General features: G+C 69.9%; 13 protein-coding genes. 3 read left to right on the top strand and 10 right to left on the bottom strand.

Translation table 11 applies throughout. The features are described 5' to 3' along the window. Window positions 1–96: 96 nt before the first annotated feature. The 5 genes from ACLJQZ_RS19335 to ACLJQZ_RS19315 all read right to left on the bottom strand — a co-directional run bounded on the left by ACLJQZ_RS19335 (window position 97) and on the right by ACLJQZ_RS19315 (window position 6,174). Entirely contained in the window at window positions 97–2,451 is a 2,355-nt protein-coding gene (locus tag ACLJQZ_RS19335; RefSeq protein ID WP_410621368.1) for a hypothetical protein, read from the bottom strand. Further along, window positions 2,451–2,762 (bottom strand): helix-turn-helix domain-containing protein, encoded by a 312-nt coding sequence (locus ACLJQZ_RS19330; RefSeq protein WP_410621367.1) that lies wholly within the window; start codon window positions 2,760–2,762, stop codon window positions 2,451–2,453. Before ACLJQZ_RS19330 ends, ACLJQZ_RS19335 begins: the two co-directional genes overlap by 1 nt. Before the next feature lie 8 nt (window positions 2,763–2,770). Next, window positions 2,771–3,934 (bottom strand): tyrosine-type recombinase/integrase, encoded by a 1,164-nt coding sequence (locus tag ACLJQZ_RS19325; RefSeq protein ID WP_410621366.1) that lies wholly within the window; start codon window positions 3,932–3,934, stop codon window positions 2,771–2,773. A 120-nt stretch (window positions 3,935–4,054) separates the two neighbouring features. Next, entirely contained in the window at window positions 4,055–5,200 is a 1,146-nt protein-coding gene (locus tag ACLJQZ_RS19320; RefSeq protein WP_410621511.1) for an NlpC/P60 family protein, read from the bottom strand. Between the two features lie 11 nt (window positions 5,201–5,211). Next, a complete protein-coding gene (locus tag ACLJQZ_RS19315; RefSeq protein ID WP_410621365.1) occupies window positions 5,212–6,174 on the bottom strand; it encodes a nucleoside hydrolase in 963 nt (320 codons plus the stop codon). Between the two features lie 52 nt (window positions 6,175–6,226). Here ACLJQZ_RS19315 and ACLJQZ_RS19310 point away from each other — a divergent pair, with 52 nt between their 5' ends. Both ACLJQZ_RS19310 and ACLJQZ_RS19305 read left to right on the top strand, forming a co-directional pair. Beyond that, window positions 6,227–6,982, top strand: coding sequence for an acyltransferase (locus tag ACLJQZ_RS19310; RefSeq protein WP_410621364.1), 756 nt, complete (start codon window positions 6,227–6,229; stop codon window positions 6,980–6,982). Window positions 6,983–7,025: 43 nt separating this feature from the next. After that, entirely contained in the window at window positions 7,026–7,403 is a 378-nt protein-coding gene (locus ACLJQZ_RS19305) for a hypothetical protein (RefSeq protein WP_410621363.1), read from the top strand. On the opposite strand, the gene ACLJQZ_RS19300 is transcribed toward ACLJQZ_RS19305, so the two are convergent. Beyond that, entirely contained in the window at window positions 7,404–8,729 is a 1,326-nt protein-coding gene (locus ACLJQZ_RS19300) for an APC family permease (protein WP_410621362.1), read from the bottom strand. Next, window positions 8,726–9,598, bottom strand: coding sequence for a carbon-nitrogen hydrolase family protein (locus ACLJQZ_RS19295; RefSeq protein ID WP_410621361.1), 873 nt, complete (start codon window positions 9,596–9,598; stop codon window positions 8,726–8,728). Before ACLJQZ_RS19295 ends, ACLJQZ_RS19300 begins: the two co-directional genes overlap by 4 nt. Window positions 9,599–9,674: 76 nt before the next feature. On the opposite strand from ACLJQZ_RS19295, the gene ACLJQZ_RS19290 reads away from it, so the two are divergent. Then, the gene (locus ACLJQZ_RS19290; protein WP_410621360.1) at window positions 9,675–10,379 is read left to right on the top strand and encodes a FadR/GntR family transcriptional regulator; all 705 of its coding nucleotides are present in this window, start codon (window positions 9,675–9,677) and stop codon (window positions 10,377–10,379) included. Window positions 10,380–11,047: 668 nt separating this feature from the next. On the opposite strand, the gene ACLJQZ_RS19285 is transcribed toward ACLJQZ_RS19290, so the two are convergent. The 3 genes from ACLJQZ_RS19285 to ACLJQZ_RS19275 are packed head-to-tail and all read right to left on the bottom strand — an operon-like array spanning window position 11,048 to window position 14,364. Next, window positions 11,048–11,617 carry an NADAR family protein gene (locus ACLJQZ_RS19285; RefSeq protein ID WP_410621359.1) on the bottom strand — a complete coding sequence of 190 codons (570 nt, stop codon included), beginning with the start codon at window positions 11,615–11,617 and terminating at the stop codon, window positions 11,048–11,050. Between the two features lie 21 nt (window positions 11,618–11,638). Further along, window positions 11,639–12,895 (bottom strand): threonine ammonia-lyase IlvA, encoded by a 1,257-nt coding sequence (gene ilvA / locus ACLJQZ_RS19280; protein ID WP_410621358.1) that lies wholly within the window; start codon window positions 12,893–12,895, stop codon window positions 11,639–11,641. Between the two features lie 44 nt (window positions 12,896–12,939). Beyond that, window positions 12,940–14,364 (bottom strand): short-chain fatty acyl-CoA regulator family protein, encoded by a 1,425-nt coding sequence (locus tag ACLJQZ_RS19275; protein WP_247061829.1) that lies wholly within the window; start codon window positions 14,362–14,364, stop codon window positions 12,940–12,942. Window positions 14,365–14,424 lie beyond the last annotated feature (60 nt).

Here is a 14,424-nt window from a genome sequence, read left to right as displayed (position 1 = left end):
GCGCCGCACGTCGCACCCAGCGACGCGCGGCGTGGTTCGTTCGACGACCGTGAGTCGGGCGGCCCGCGCATCGCGGCTCAGGCAACTGGTGGACTGTCAGTATTCGAACCCTGCCGTATTCCCTGTGTTTGTGCGGGCTGCGAGGTAGGTGCTCCAGTCGTGTTGGGCGTAGTTGGCCCAGGTGATGGCGGTGTTGATGTTGAGGTCGAGTAGTTGTGCGAGGACGGCGGCGGGGATGTGGGCGGCGAGTGCTGCGAGGGCGGCGCTGCGGGCGCGGCGGAGGTGGACGGGCAGGTGCGCGCGGAGCGCGCGGTAGAGGCCGTCGCGGGTGGGTCGTCCGGGGAGCCCGCCGGGGAATAGCCAGTGGTGTTGGTTGCGGGCGAGCGTGGCCGTGCCGGTGCCGTGGTCGCGTTGGTCGCGCAGTAAGGCGGCAACGGCTGCGGGGAGCAGGAGTCTGTGGTGGGTCATCTGCAGCCAGGTGGTGCCGTCGCGGTTTGTGTGGATGTCTTGGTGTCGCAGGGTGGTGATGCGGCTGACGGGGAGTCCGAAGAGCAGGACGAGGGCTCCGGCGGCGCGGACTGCGGTGGGCAGGGTCTGCTCGTGTAGGCAGCGTCGCAGTTGTGTCCAGCGGTCGTCCTCGGTGATCGGCGCGAGGCTGCTGCGATGGGGTTTCTTCGGAATGGTCACGTCGCCGGCCAGGCGATGTTGTCTTGCCCAGTATAGGAATTCTCGCGCTGCGTAGGTGGCGTCTGTGGGGGTCACGGTCAGCCAGCGGTCGATCGCGGTCTGGGTCACGGTGGCCAGGGTGAGGTGTTGCTGGTCGAGCCAGGTCAGGAAGTTGAGGGTGGCGCGAACGCGGGTGCGGAGCCAGTTGCCCGCGCAGGGAGTGAACGGGCGGGTTCGGGTCCGCTGGCGGGCTCGGCGTAGCAGGGTCCAGTGCGTGTAGGTGCGGAGCAGATGAGCTTGGTCCGGTGGGTGGCCGCGAAGCTGGTCTTCCAGCCAGGGGACGAGGCGTTCGAGGTAGTCGGCCCGGTCAGGCAGGACCTTGGTGTGGATGAGGGTTTGGCGTAATCGGTGCAGGGCAAGGGTTTGCTCTACGGTGTCGAGTAGGTCATGGCTGATGGGTTCGCCAGTGGCGTTGAGGTGGTTCAGGATCGTGGTGGCGGGCTGGCCGGGGCGTAGCCAGTGCAGGACGGCTTCGGGTGATTCGGCGGTGCGTAGTGCTTCAGCGAACGGTTCGAGTTGGGTGGGGATGTGATCGGCGTTGTCTGCGAGCAGTTTGTGGACTCGGTCGCTTGCCTGGCAGCGGGTGCAGAGGCCGGCGGTAAGGAAGAAGCCGGTGTCGCCGCATCGGGTGCAGCGGTAGTTGTGGCGCGTTGTGCCGCTGCAGGTGGCGCAGAGTCCGGCGCCGGTGGTGTCACGGCCGAGAAGGATTTCTGTGTTGCCGCAGTGGGCGCAGGTGTCGCGGTGGGTGCGGGTGCGTTTGTAGCAGGTGCCGCAGATCGGGCCCAGTGGCCAGGTGGTGATGATCCGGCTGCTCTGGTGGCAGAGGGCGCATTGCTGTTGCTGTGCGGTGAATGTGGCGCGAAGACAGTCTGGGCAGGTCTTCTTCCCGTCCAGCCGCTTACTTGTCCGCCAGGGGCCGAATCGTCCGCAGAGATGACATGGAGTGTGGTTGCGGGCCGGGAGGCAGGTGCGGCAGAGGTCAACGTGGGCGTCGCTGCGCGTAGCGAGTTTGGTGATCGTGCCGCAGCGCTGGCAGCGCCTCGGTGGGTGTTTCACGCAGGTGGCGCAGACAGGGCCGTCGCCGGTGCGGACACGAGCTCGTTTGTTCCGTCCACAATGGATGCAGTTCTGGGTCGGCGGCCGGTAGCAGCGTCGGCAGATCGGGTGTCCGTCTGTTGTGTGCGCGGAGATCCGCGCGAGGTCGCCGCAGGCCCAGCAACGGGTGCCGTTGGCCGGATCGTTGCTGTAGCAGGGCTGGCAGACGGGCTGTCCGTTCTCGCGGGCGTGAACCGTGCGGACCCGACCGCAGCGGCTGCAGGGCCGCGCGCGGTGGGCGTTGGCGCAGGTGCCGCAGAGCCGCCCGCCGGGGATGTGGCAGTTCAGGGTGAGTCCGCCGCGGCCGCATCCGTGGCAGCGCAGTGGTGTCACCGAATATCCGGCTCTGGTCAGAGATCCCGCGAGCCGCAGGAACACAGTCGGGCAGTCCGAGTCGCCAGAGTAGAGCGCGTCGGGGTGGGTGCGCAGATGCCGGTGCAGCAGTGAGAGGCCTTTGCGGCCTCGGGTGACGGACTCGGTGATCTCGCGAGCCCTGGGTTCGTCGAGGCCGGTGATGGCCGCGGCGATCCAGGCACCGAGGTCGGTGAGGTTGTCCGCGGCGATCTTCGCCCGTAGGGTGACCCCGTAGGTGGGTGCGGCCACGTCGGTGCGGAATGCGGCCGTGGTCATCAGAGTCCTTGTGGCCGGCGGATTGTCGTGCGCCGCGGTGTCGGCTTGCTGGTGCCGTCGGTAGTGCCGGTTTTGCGGACCTGGGTGGAGGCAGTGGTGATCTCGATCAGGTCGTTCGGGGTGGCGCCGAGGATGTCGCAGAGTGCGGCGAGGGTGTCCAGTGACAATCGTTGCGGGGGCTGGGTGACCATCCGGTAGACCTGTTCGCGGGACAGGTGGATGCCGCGGTCGGCCAGCAGTGGCACCAGGTCCGAGGTTTGGAACAGGCCTTTCTCGGCCATGCGGGTGCGCAGGTGCCAGGTGTGGCCCATTTTGCGGATCATGATGTGGTCGTCTCCCAAAGCTCAGGGTGCCCGGTGAGGGCTTGTTCCAGCAGCCGGTTGCGGAACTCGTCCGACACCGAGGTGTAGAGCGCGGTCGTGGACTGGTAGGCGTGCCCGACCTGCTGCTGCACCATCAAGGGCGGGTAGCCGAACTCCAGCAGATGCGTGACATAGCTGTGCCGCAACGAATGCAGGTCCAGCTCGGCGGGCAGTTCCGCGTCTTCGCGGGCAGCGGCGAACGCGTCGTTGAGGTGGCGCGCGGAGACTCGCCCGCATCGCTCAGTGATCCATAGCGCGGGATGCCGCTCGGGTGCCGGTAGCGGCCGCACTTCCTCGACCCATTCCCGTAGCAGGCTGACGATCCAATCCAGTTCCGGCAGCGTCAGCACTGTTCGCCGTTTGGGTGGGCTGCCGCGCGATGCCTTGCCGTAGCGGACCTGCACCGAGCCGAAACCGCCGTAGTCCGGCGCCCGTGGATTGCGCCGGAAGTCCACCAGATCCAGCCGGGCAGCTTCCTGACGCCGCAAGCCGAACGCGTAGACCGTCTTGAGGATCGCGGCGTCACGCAGTGCCGCCAGGGCTCCTTTGCGGCCCCGGGACCGGATCTGTTCCACCCGGGCGTCGGCGGCGTCGAACAGGGCCTGCACCTCGTCGTAGGTCAACGCGCGCCGGCCGGGCCGGCATTCGAGCTCGACCAGGTGCGCCACGGTGTTCCACTCGTGGCAGATCTGGATGGGTGTCTCACCGAACCGTCGTTCGCACTCGGCGGCCCAGCCGTAGCGGGCGTCGGTGACGAACTCGCAGAACAGCCGCAGCGTCACCTGATAGCCACGGACCGTGGAATGGGCCAGCGGCGCGGGCCCGGACACCAGCTCAGCGGTGAACGCCTCGATCTCACCCGGGCCCCACTGCCACGGGTACTGGCCGGTGAACTCGGCGAATCGCCGGATCAGCCGCACCCGCGGCGCGATGGTTTCCGTCCGCAGGAACCGGCTCCGCTGCTGGCATTCCCAGCCGTGAAGCATCGCCTCGAACACCGCGGTCGTCTCGTCGAGATGCCGCACCCCGGGCGGCAGCATCAGATGCGCCGCGCCGTCCAGCTCAACTTGTCGCACCACCTGAACCTCCGGTTGCAGTGGATACAACATCGTTGCATCCACATCGGCCAGTCCAGGTCAGCGACACACCGCGACCGTCGCCGACATCACCGGAAAACGCCCTGACCAGCAGAGACAGGCCGCACCAAAACGTGCTGAGTGTTGCATCAGATGCAATAAAGCCTAGTTGGTCGGGCGGCCCGCTCCCGCGTAGTCGTCGCCGTCCTTGCGATACGTGTGGACCTGCACGGCCTGCCCGGTCTGCGGCGCGTCGATCATCTGCTGGTTGCCGATGTAGAGACCGACGTGGTGGATCTTCGTCGTCGGCTCGCCGTAGAAGATCAGGTCGCCCAGCTGCGGCTCGGTCACGTGCGCCACGCTGCGGTACTGCGTGTCCGCGGTGCGCATCAGCTTGACGCCCGCGCTCGCGTACGCCGCCGTCGTCAGGCCCGAGCAGTCGAAGCCCGGGTCGCCGCCGCCGGTGCCGTTGCCGCCCCAGATGTAGGGGAGGCCGATCTTGTCGATGGCGAAGTTGACCGCGCTCAGCACCGCCGCGTTCGGCGCCGCCGAGCCCTGGCCGACCGTGCCGTAGACGTTGACCGTCGCGAGCGTCCGGTGCAGGAACAGCGGCGCCGACTGCAGCGCACTCACCGAGTCCCACCAGGTCTGCCCCTGGGAGAGGTCGTGGCCGTCGGCGCACAGCGCGCGGCCGGTGGACAGCGCCGCGTCGTCGATGTTCTGCACGTCCGGGGTGCCGCCCGACGCGCTCGTCTGGTACTTACCCCAGATCGCCGGGGACAGCTGCATCGGCCCGGCGGCGTTCGCCGTCGAGACGACCTTGTTGTAGAAGTCGCGTACCTCGACCGTGCCGAGCGGCTTGCTCAGCACGCCGGCGGCACCCAGCTGCCCACCCTGCGCGCGGCCGTGGTCGGAGGTGACCTTCCCGACCGCCGCCAGCGTCACCCACGACAGGTGACAGCCCGGGATCTCCTTGGTCAGTGTCACGGTGGCCTGCGCGTAGCCGGTCATCGCGCGCAGCGGGATGTCGAGCCACTGGCTGGTCTTCGACGCCCACTCGTCGAACTCGCTCGCCTGCGGCAGCTTCGGCTGCGTCGGCGGCGGCGTGGTCGCTTTCGGGACCACTGTCGGGACCACCGACGGCGTCGGCGCGGCCGTCGCGGCGGCGTTCTCGGCCGTCTCCTGCTTCGGCGCGAACTGGATCGCGACCACGAGCGCGGCCGCGATCACGACGACCGCGGCCACCACGATCCCGGCTCGGCGTCGGCGTGGCGGCGGCGTCGGCGCGGGCGTGTCCTCCGGGACGACCACGGGCTCTTCGCTCACCGCGCGGCTCCGGTCAGCCGGTCCAGCACGAAACCGCGCAGGCCGTCGAGGTCGGTGTCCATCGCGACCTCGATCAGCCGGCCGGGGGAGAACTGCGGATCCTCTTCGCCGAGCCGTCGCCGGTCGACCAGGGTCTGGCCGCGCGCCGGGCCCAGCCCGCAGTCGACGTCGACGCGGTAGGTCTCGGTGTGCAGGATCCCGGGCGAGATCGCCTCGGCGACCGCGACGGCGTCGTGCATGACCATCCGGTCCTCGCCGAAGACCCGCGTGTAGTGCCGGCGGTAGGTCGAGGTGAGCCCTTCGAGCGTCGCGCCGATCGGCCCGGACGCGGCGAGCTTCGCCAGCCACTCGGCGTCGACGGCGCACCGGTGCGTGAGGTCCAGCGGCACCAGCACCACCGGGACGTCCTCCTCGACCAGCACCCGCCGGGCCGCCTCGGGGTCGCTCCAGATGTTGAACTCGGCCGCCGCGGTGCTGTTGCCGAAATTGACCCCACCGCCCATGACCACCAGCCGAGCGATCTTCTCCCGCGCGCCCGGATGGGCGGCCAGCAGCGCGGCGATGTTCGTGAGCGGCCCGATCGGCGCGATGGTCACCGGCTCGTCGGCCGCCTCGAGCAGCGCGAGCATCAGGCTGACGGCGTCCCGCTCGTCGAGCGGCCGGGTTGCCTCGGGCAGGGTGTCCGCGTGCCCGGAGAGGCCGTCGCCGCCGTGGACCTCTTTCGCGTCCCGCGGCTTCGAGTACACCAGCGGGCGGGCGGCGCCGGCCGCGACCGGCACGTCGGTGCGGCCGAACAGCTCCAGCAGCCGCCGCGCGTTCGCCGTGGTCTTGTCCAGGGGCACGTTGCCGAACACGGTCGTCACGCCCAGCAGGTCGACGTCGGGCGAGACCGCGGCCAGCGCGATCGCCAGCGCGTCGTCGACGCCCGGGTCGGTGTCGATGATCAGCTTCGTGCCCATCCAGCTCCCCTTGCCTGTGAACCCGTCCCGTACACAGGTTACGGTCACCGGCATGACGTCGATGTGGGGTGCGCCCGCTCTTTCGCGGGTGCGGGCCTGGCGGCAGGCGCGCCGCGACCCGCGGCAGGCGAAGTTCCTGACCGCCGACTCGCTGCGCTGGGTCCTGCGCAACCGCGCGTACACACCCTGGTACCTGGTCCGGTACTACCGGCTGCTCAAGTTCCGGCTCGCCAACCCGCACATCATCCTGCGCGGGATGCTGTTCCTCGGGAAGGACGTAGAGATCCACTGCCGCCCCGGCTACGGCCGGCTGGAGATCGGCCGCTGGGTCCACATCGGCGACGGCAACGCCATCCGCTGCCACGAGGGTTCGCTGCGGATCGGCGACAAGTCCGTGTTCGGCCGCCAGAACGTCATCAACTGCTACCTCGACATCGAGCTCGGCGCGGCCACCCTGGTCGCCGACTGGGTGTACATCTGTGACTTCGACCACGTCATTTCGGACATCCACGTCCCGATCAAGGACCAGGGCATCGTCAAGACGCCGGTCCGCATCGGCCCGGACACCTGGCTCGGCACCAAGGTCAGCGTCCTGAAGGGCACCCGCATCGGCCGCGGTTGTGTGCTGGGCGCCCACGCGGTCGTCCGCGGCGACATCCCGGACTACTCGATCGCGGTCGGCATGCCGGCCCGCGTCGTGCGCAACCGCGAAGACGACTACGCCGCCGACACCGCACGCCGCGAAGCCGTCGCGGACATGGCCCGCAAGGCGAGCAAGGCCCTGCAGAAAACCCTCGGCGAGCAGTAGATCCACTCAGGTCCGCAGTCGTCGATCCGGCCATACTGACCGGGTGGGGGAAGTTCGTACGCTCTGGGCCTCGGTCGTGCTGGCGCTGTGCGCCGTGGGCCTGCTGCTCGTCGTCCCGTTCCTGGTCCTGCAGGGGTTCTTGGCGAGCTTCCCGGTGTTCGGCACGAGCACGCACGAGGGCGGCGGCTACCTGACCTGGGCGGCCTGGCTCGGCGCCGGGCTGCCGCTGGTGGGCGTGGTCGTCGCGGCGACAACGCGGCGCCGAGGGTGGACGTGGTTCTTCGGGATCTGCCTTCTCGTGGCCGTCGCGGTCGCCGGGATGAACTGGGCCGGCCACGTTCGCCACGCCGCGCCCGCGCCGCCGGGGCCGCGCCACTGCGTCGAGCGCAGCGGCGGCGGCACCGAATGCCCGGGCGGCTGACTACTCCTCGAAGGTCATCTCCGGCGGCGGCCGGCGGAAGCCGCGGGTGATCGCCGCCAGCACGACGATGCCGATCGCCAGCCAGGCCAGGCCGAAGATCAGCGCGATGCCGTCCAGGTTGACCAGCAGCCACAGATCGACCACGGCGCCGATCACCGGGAAGACCACCCAGGTCAGCACCCGTTTCCCGGACCGGTCGCGCAGCCAGGTCGCGATCACGCTGACGTTGACGAACGTGAACGCCGTGAACGCGCCGAAGTTGATGAACGACGTCGACGTGCTGACGTCCAGGGCCAGCGCGACCAGCCCGACGATCCCGGTCAGGACGATGCCGAACACTGGCGTCGCGAACTTCGGCTGGAGCTTGCCGAACACGCGCGGCAGCACGCCGTCGCGGCCCATCGCGTACATCAGCCGCGACGCGCTCGCCTGCGCGGCGATCCCGGACGCGAACTGCGCGACGACCAGGCCGGCGAGGAAGAACGACGCGAAGAGGTTGCCGCCGATCGTCGTCGCGATCTCGAACGCGGCGGACGACTCGTCGGTGAACGCGCTGCCCGGGTGGGCGAGCTGGGTGAAGTAGGCGAGCACGATGAAGATGCCGCCGCCGATCAGCGCGGTGAGCAGGATGGCGCGGGGGATCGTCTTGCGCGGCTCGATCGTCTCCTCGGTCAACGTCGTCACGGCGTCGAAGCCCAGGAACGAGTACGTCGCGAGCGCGGCGCCACCGGAGATCGTGCCCAGCGTGCTGCCGGGGTGGAAGAACGGCTGCGAGCTCGCCAGCGCGTCCCCGACGTGCAGCACCTGCTTGATCGAAAGCACGACGAAGAAGCCGATCACCAGGATCTGGAACGCCATCAGCACGAAGTTCGCCTTCTCGGCGATCTTGATGCCGAGCACGTTGAGGACCGTGGTCAGCAGGATGAACGTGATGAGCCAGATCCACGTCGGGACGCCCGGGAACTCGGCGGAGAGGTAGGCGCCGCCGATCAGCCAGATCACCATCGGCAGGAAGAAGTAGTCGAGCAGCACCGCCCAGCCGACGAGGAACCCGGCGCGCGCGTCGACCGATTTCCGGACGTAGGTGTAGGCCGAGCCGGCGACGGGGTGGGTGGCGGCCATCTTCCCGTAGCTGGCCGCGGTGAACAGCATCGCGACCAGGGCGAGCAGGTACGCCGAAGGCACCGTGCCCTCGGTCGTCGTCGCGACGATGCCGAACGTGCCGAGCACGATCAGCGGCGCCATGTAGGCGAGCCCGAACAGGACGACGCCGGGCAGGCCGAGCCGGCGCTGCAGGGCGGCCGGGGCCGCGGCCGTGGAGGTCATCGGTCGTCTCCTTCTCGTGGACGCCAGCGGTCCGGGTCGATCCGGCCCTGGTAGAGCGGCAGGGGCAGCGGCGCGTCGGCCGGGGTGAACTGCTCCCACATCCGGTTGGTGCCCGCGGTGCCGTCCCGTCGGACGCGCGCCACCTCGTCGAGGTCGATCGTGTGCGCGAGGACGCCTTCGCCGGGCCCGGGCAGCGCACCGAGGACGTCACCCTCGGGCCCGACGAGCAGGCTGTCGCCCATGCCGAACGGCCCGGCCGTGTTCACGCTGGCGACGAACACCTGGTTGACGATCGCGTTCGCCCGCGCCAGGACCAGCTCCTGCGCGCGGTCGGGGGTCGTGGTCTGGACGGGGTTGAGCACCACCTCGGCGCCCATCCAGGCGAGGTGGCGGGTCACTTCGGGGAACCACGCGTCGTAGCAGATCGAGAAGCCCACGCGCCCGGCGTCGGCCAGATCGGCGACGACGAACTCCGTGCCGGGGTCGTACGGCTCGTGCGGCCGCCACGGGAAGACCTTCCGGTACCAGCCGGCCAGCTCGCCCTGCGGCGAGAAGACCAGGGCGGTGTTGAACAGCTCGCCGTGGTCGCCTTCTTCGCACACGGTGCCCGGAGCGAGCCAGATCCCCAGGTCGCCGGCCAGTTCCGCCAGCTCCTTCGTCCGGGGTCCGTGCAGCGGCTCGGCGGCGGCCCTCAGCTGCGCGGTGCGTTCGTCGTCCTCACCCTCGACGCCGCAGAGGTGCAGCTCGGGGAAGGCGGCCAGGCGCGTGTCCGGAAACCGGCTCAAGACGGCTTCGACCTCGCCCGCGAACCCGGCCGAGCCGGGCCGGGGCGGCGCTTGCACCAGAGCGATCGGGAGTGGTCGCGGCATGGACGGAAAATAGTCCATCTTGAACACTCAAACAAGAGTGCTCAAGATGAGCAATTTGTGCGGTACCGTCGGGTTCATGGCCACGGCAGACCTGGACGCCCCCGCCCTGACCGGCATCCGGCGGCTGTCGGCGCTGGACACGGTCCGCGCCCGGATCGCCCTCGCCATCGAGCTGGGCCTGCTGAAGCCGGGGGAGCGCCTGCCGCCGAACGGCGACATCGCTCAGGCCCTGGGCGTCGCCGAGATCACCGTGCGCCGAGCGCTGGAATGCCTGGCCGAAGACGGCCTGATCGAGCGACGCCGAGGTCGCGGCGGCGGCACCCTGGTCGCCGAGCACCCACCGGCGGAGCGAGTACGCGAGGTCGGCGCCTACCGCGAGTCGGCCGCGGAGGTCCGCGAGCTGATCGACCACCGCCTGGTCTTGGAGGCGGGTCTGGTGCAGCTGGTGGCCAGACGCCGCCCGGACGTCGAGCGCCTCCGGGCACTGGTCGCCCGGATGGACACGGCGACAGGCTGGGCGGAGTTCCACGAACTGGACGCCGAGTTCCACCTGACGGTCGCCGCACCGGGCCCTCCGGCAGCGGTCCGCCAGTACGAGGCGGTGCTCACGGAGTTGTACCGGTTCTACCTGCCGTACCCGTTGCCGAAGCTGCGCGAGTCGAACCACGAGCACGCGAAGCTGGTGAAGGCCCTGGCCTCGGGAAACAGGGACGCGGCGACCCGGATAACCCGCGACCACGTGGGAGACCTGCACCGGACGATGTTCGTCGGCCTCGCCTGACCTGCGGATTCACCCCGTGGTCGAGTCCACGACCACGGCTCCGGGGCGCGCGTGATCACGGATCGACGGGGCCGGACCGGCCGGAGCGTGGTCCGGATCCGACGACGATCGAGCGGCCCGGCATGGACGCAAACCCGACCGCAGCTGAAGAGTCGAGCCGTCGTCGCGGAACGACCAGGGACGCGCGGGCCAGACAGCCGGAACCAGCCGCGGCCGCGACTTGGCTGTGGTCCCGGACCGACCGTGGCATGAGCCGGCCGTGGTCGAAGGACCGGTCAGCACCGCGCTCGAGCCTGGTTGGAGGGGCAGCCGAGGGCGCGTCGCCAGGTGTGGTCGGGCCTGACCATGGTCCCGTCAGCCCGTCAGCCCGTCAGCCCGTCAGCCCGTCAGCCCGTCAGCCCGTCAGCCGGGTCAGTCAGGTCAGTCAGGCGGCCCGGTCGACTGGAGTGGCCCGGCCCGGCCGGCTGGCCTGGCCGGCGGCTGTGGTCGCGAATCGCCCGTACCTCGACCGCCGCGATCGCGGTCCGTCTTCGACCAACGCCAGAAGCCCGCGAGCCCATCCTCAAAACCCCTGGCCGTTCGGCTGGCCGGCCGATCACCCCAGCGGCACGACCCGCGAAGCCGAGGCGCATGTGCGCCTCAGTGCCGATCCCGGCGCCCTGAGCAGGTCAGCGGCTGCGCAGCTGCTCGCGGACCTCCATCAGCGCGAAGCCGAGCAGGTTCAGCCCGCGCCAGTAGTCCGGCTTGTCCGAGTTCTTCTCTTCGCGGGCGAGGCCGCTGCCCCAGACCAGGTCCTTCTTCGACGCCTCGACGAGTACGGCGTCCCCGGTGCCGAGGAGGAAGCGGCGCAGGTCGCGGTGCGCGCCGAACTTGGCCAGGTTGCCGTCGACGACGATGTCGTAGCGGTGCCGCTCCCACGTCTCGTTGTCATACCCGGAGACTTCGCGGCCGAGCACCTTCGCCGTCTTCGGGTCGGGCGCCTGCCGGATCAGCTCGGCCTTCTCGTGGTCGCCGAACAGCTCGGCCTTGCCCGCCATCATGTAGTGCTCGGCGGACGGGTAACGCACGCCGCCGGCCTCGAACGGGTCCACCCACCACTGGCTCAGGCAGCTCGCCGTCGCGCGACCCGTCTTGGAGGGCGCGTGGCCGTAGAACAGCAGGTACTCGGGCTCCGCACCCTCGTGGACCTTTTCCCGCAACGCTTCGATACTGCGGACTCCGTCGACCTTCACAACCATCCGTCTAGTGGACCACAGCGCTCACAGCAGGAAGTGGAAGAGGGGGCTACCCGGCTCGATCCGCTCCACCTGCAGCGGGCTCGCGTCCATCCGGGCCAGCAGTCCGGGCAGGTCGGCCGAGCGCGGGATCTCGATGCCGACCAGCGCCGGCCCCAGCTCGCGGTTGGTGCGCTTGACGTACTCGAAGCGGGTGATGTCGTCCTCGGGCCCGAGGACCTGTTCCAGGAACCGCCGCAGCGCGCCCGGCTCCTGCGGGAACCCGACCAGGAAGTAGTGCTTCAGCTGTTCGTGCATCAGCGAGCGTTCGAGGATCTCGCTGTAGCGGCTGACGTCGTTGTTGCCGCCGGAGACCACGACCACGACCGTCTGGCCGGGCTCGACGTCCACGACCGAACCGAGCGAGGCCGCGGCGAGCGCGCCCGCGGGCTCGGCGATGATGCCGTCCGACTGGTACATCGCCAGCATCTCGGTGCAGATTGCGCCTTCGGCGACCGACGTCAGCTCGGCGCCGCTCTCGCGGATCAGCGGGTAGGTGACGCTGCCGGCGACGCGCACCGCGGCGCCGTCGACGAACGTGTCGAGCTCGGGCAGCCGCACCGGGTGCCCCGCGGAAAGCGCCGCCGCCATGCAAGCCGCGCCCGCCGGCTCGACGCCGACCACCCGGACGCCCGGGTGCCGGTCCCGCAGGAAGCTGCCGACGCCGGCGAGCAGCCCGCCGCCGCCGACCGGCACGACCACGACGTCGGGGACGAAGCCGAGCTGCTCGATCACCTCCAGCGCCACCGTGCCCTGGCCGGCGACGGTCCGGACGTCGTCGAACGCCGGCACCAGCGTCGCGCCGGTGCGCTCGGCGTCCTCGGTGGCGGCCGCGAAAGCGTCTTCGTACGTTTCGCCGACGACGATGACCTCGATGTGCGCGCCGCCGAGTGCCGCGATGCGTTCGCGCTTCTGCCGCGGCGTGGTTCCCGGGACGTACACGCGCCCGTTCGCGCCGAGCCGGCGGCACGCGTACGCGACGCCTTGGGCGTGGTTGCCGGCGCTGGCGCAGACGACGCCGAGCGCGCGCGTGACGTCGTCCAGCTGGACGATGAAGTTGTAGGCGCCGCGGATCTTGTACGACCGGACGGTCTGCAGGTCCTCGCGCTTCACCCAGACCTGGGCGTCCACCCGGGACGACAGCCGCGCGCTCGGCTCCAGCGGCGTGCGGGTCACCACCCCGGCCAGCCGCGCGGCGGCGTTCTCGATGGTCGCCGCGGTCACCGTGTCGATGTCGTGCACCTGGTTGAATGTACGACTCGCGCGCCGAACCCGACCGGGTGCCCCTACCCCTTGGGCACGGCCGGGTACGGGACGAACGTACTGGTGTTCTCGTCGACCGTGAGCTGCTTGCCGATCGTCGGGAACGCGCGCTGCGAGCAGGCCGGGCGTTCGCAGACTTTGCAGCCCATGCCGATCGGGGTGGCGGCCGCCGGTTCGTCCAGGTCCAGGCCCGTCGAGTAGATCAGCCGCCCGGCGTGCCGCAGTTCGCAGCCCAGGCCGACCGTGAACGTCTTTCCCGGGCTGCCGTAGCCGCCGATGTTGCGCGAAATCGTCCGCGCGATCCAGAAGTAGCTCTTGCCGTCGGGCAGCGTCGCGATCTGGGTGAGGATCTTGCCCGGCTGGGTGAACGCCTCGTAGATGTTCCACAGTGGACAGGCCCCGCCGACGCGGGAGAAGTGGAAGCCGGCCGCGGACTGCCGCTTCGACATGTTCCCGGCCCGGTCGACGCGCACGAACGAGAACGGCACCGCGCGGTGCTTGGGCCGCTGCAAGGTGGACAGCCGGTGGCAGACGGTCTCGAAGCCGACGCCGTAGTGGTCGCACAGCCGCTCGATGTCGTAGCGGAACCGCTCGGCCGCGGCCAGGAACGGTCCGTAGGGGAGGATCAGCGCCCCCGCGAAGTAGTTCGCCAGGCCGACGCGGGCCAGCGAGCGCGCGGCGGGGCCGGAAAACGCCCACGAGTCGGCCAGCTCGGTGATCAGGTCGTCGTACTCGAGCAGGGCGATCTGCGAAGCCATCCGGAACGCCTGCTGCCCGACGCGCAGGCTCGGCGCGAGCCGCAACGTCCGGCTGAGCGGTTCGTAGCGATGCTGCTGACCGGCGGCTTCGTCGATGCCGTCGCTGGTCACTTCGACGCCGTAGCGCTGGGAAAGACAGTCTTTCAACGCGCTGAGCACCTGGCCGCGCTGCAGCGGGATGTCGGCCGCCATCTTCTCGGCGCGTTCGTCCAGCTCGGCGACGTAGTTCTCGCGCTCGTAGAAGAAGTCGCGGACCTCTTCGTGCGGCAGCGCCGAGGCCGCGCTGCCGTGCAGGCCCAGGCCGTTTTCGGTGGTCAGCGCGGCGGTGTTCTCGACGGCGTTGCGGTAGCTGCGGTGCAGCTTGACCAGGGCTTGCGCGATCGCCGGCAGGTTCGTCGCCAGCTCGTTGAGCTCGCTCGTCGTGACGTCGACGCCGAGGGACTCGTCGAGCAGCGCCTCCTTGACGTCGGCCACCAGCCGGGACGTGTCGTTGTTGGCGAAGAACTCGGTGTCCACGCCGAACGCCTGCGTGATCCGCATCAGGACGGGCACGGTCAGCGGGCGCGAGTTGTGCTCGATCTGGTTGAGGTAGCTCGGTGAGATCTCCAGCACACGGGCGAGGTCGGCCTGGCTCATCGCCCGGCTTTCGCGGAGGTGCCGCAGCCGCGCTCCGGCGAAAGTCTTCTCCATCCGAGCCCGCCTTTCCGGAAGGTTTCCGGTCCTGAACGGTTACGTGAACGGTCAAGAACG

This window comes from Amycolatopsis sp. cmx-8-4 (assembly GCF_046548675.1).
Lineage (GTDB): Bacteria > Actinomycetota > Actinomycetes > Mycobacteriales > Pseudonocardiaceae > Amycolatopsis.
The sequence above is the reverse complement of the archived record's forward strand: the minus strand, read 5'-3'. Positions and strand labels throughout refer to the sequence as shown.

Excerpts from the sequence above, each read along its gene's own strand:
- ACLJQZ_RS19330 (WP_410621367.1), bottom strand. The coding sequence starts at position 2,762 with ATGGGCCACACCTGGCACCTGCGCACCCGCATGGCCGAGAAAGGCCTG.
- ACLJQZ_RS19335 (WP_410621368.1), bottom strand. The coding sequence starts at position 2,451 with ATGACCACGGCCGCATTCCGCACCGACGTGGCCGCACCCACCTACGGG.
- ACLJQZ_RS19315 (WP_410621365.1), bottom strand. The coding sequence starts at position 6,174 with ATGGGCACGAAGCTGATCATCGACACCGACCCGGGCGTCGACGACGCG.
- ACLJQZ_RS19300 (WP_410621362.1), bottom strand. The coding sequence starts at position 8,729 with ATGACCTCCACGGCCGCGGCCCCGGCCGCCCTGCAGCGCCGGCTCGGC.
- ACLJQZ_RS19295 (WP_410621361.1), bottom strand. The coding sequence starts at position 9,598 with ATGCCGCGACCACTCCCGATCGCTCTGGTGCAAGCGCCGCCCCGGCCC.
- ACLJQZ_RS19310 (WP_410621364.1), top strand. The coding sequence starts at position 6,227 with ATGACGTCGATGTGGGGTGCGCCCGCTCTTTCGCGGGTGCGGGCCTGG.
- ACLJQZ_RS19290 (WP_410621360.1), top strand. The coding sequence starts at position 9,675 with ATGGCCACGGCAGACCTGGACGCCCCCGCCCTGACCGGCATCCGGCGG.
- ACLJQZ_RS19285 (WP_410621359.1), bottom strand. The coding sequence starts at position 11,617 with ATGGTTGTGAAGGTCGACGGAGTCCGCAGTATCGAAGCGTTGCGGGAA.
- ACLJQZ_RS19275 (WP_247061829.1), bottom strand. The coding sequence starts at position 14,364 with ATGGAGAAGACTTTCGCCGGAGCGCGGCTGCGGCACCTCCGCGAAAGC.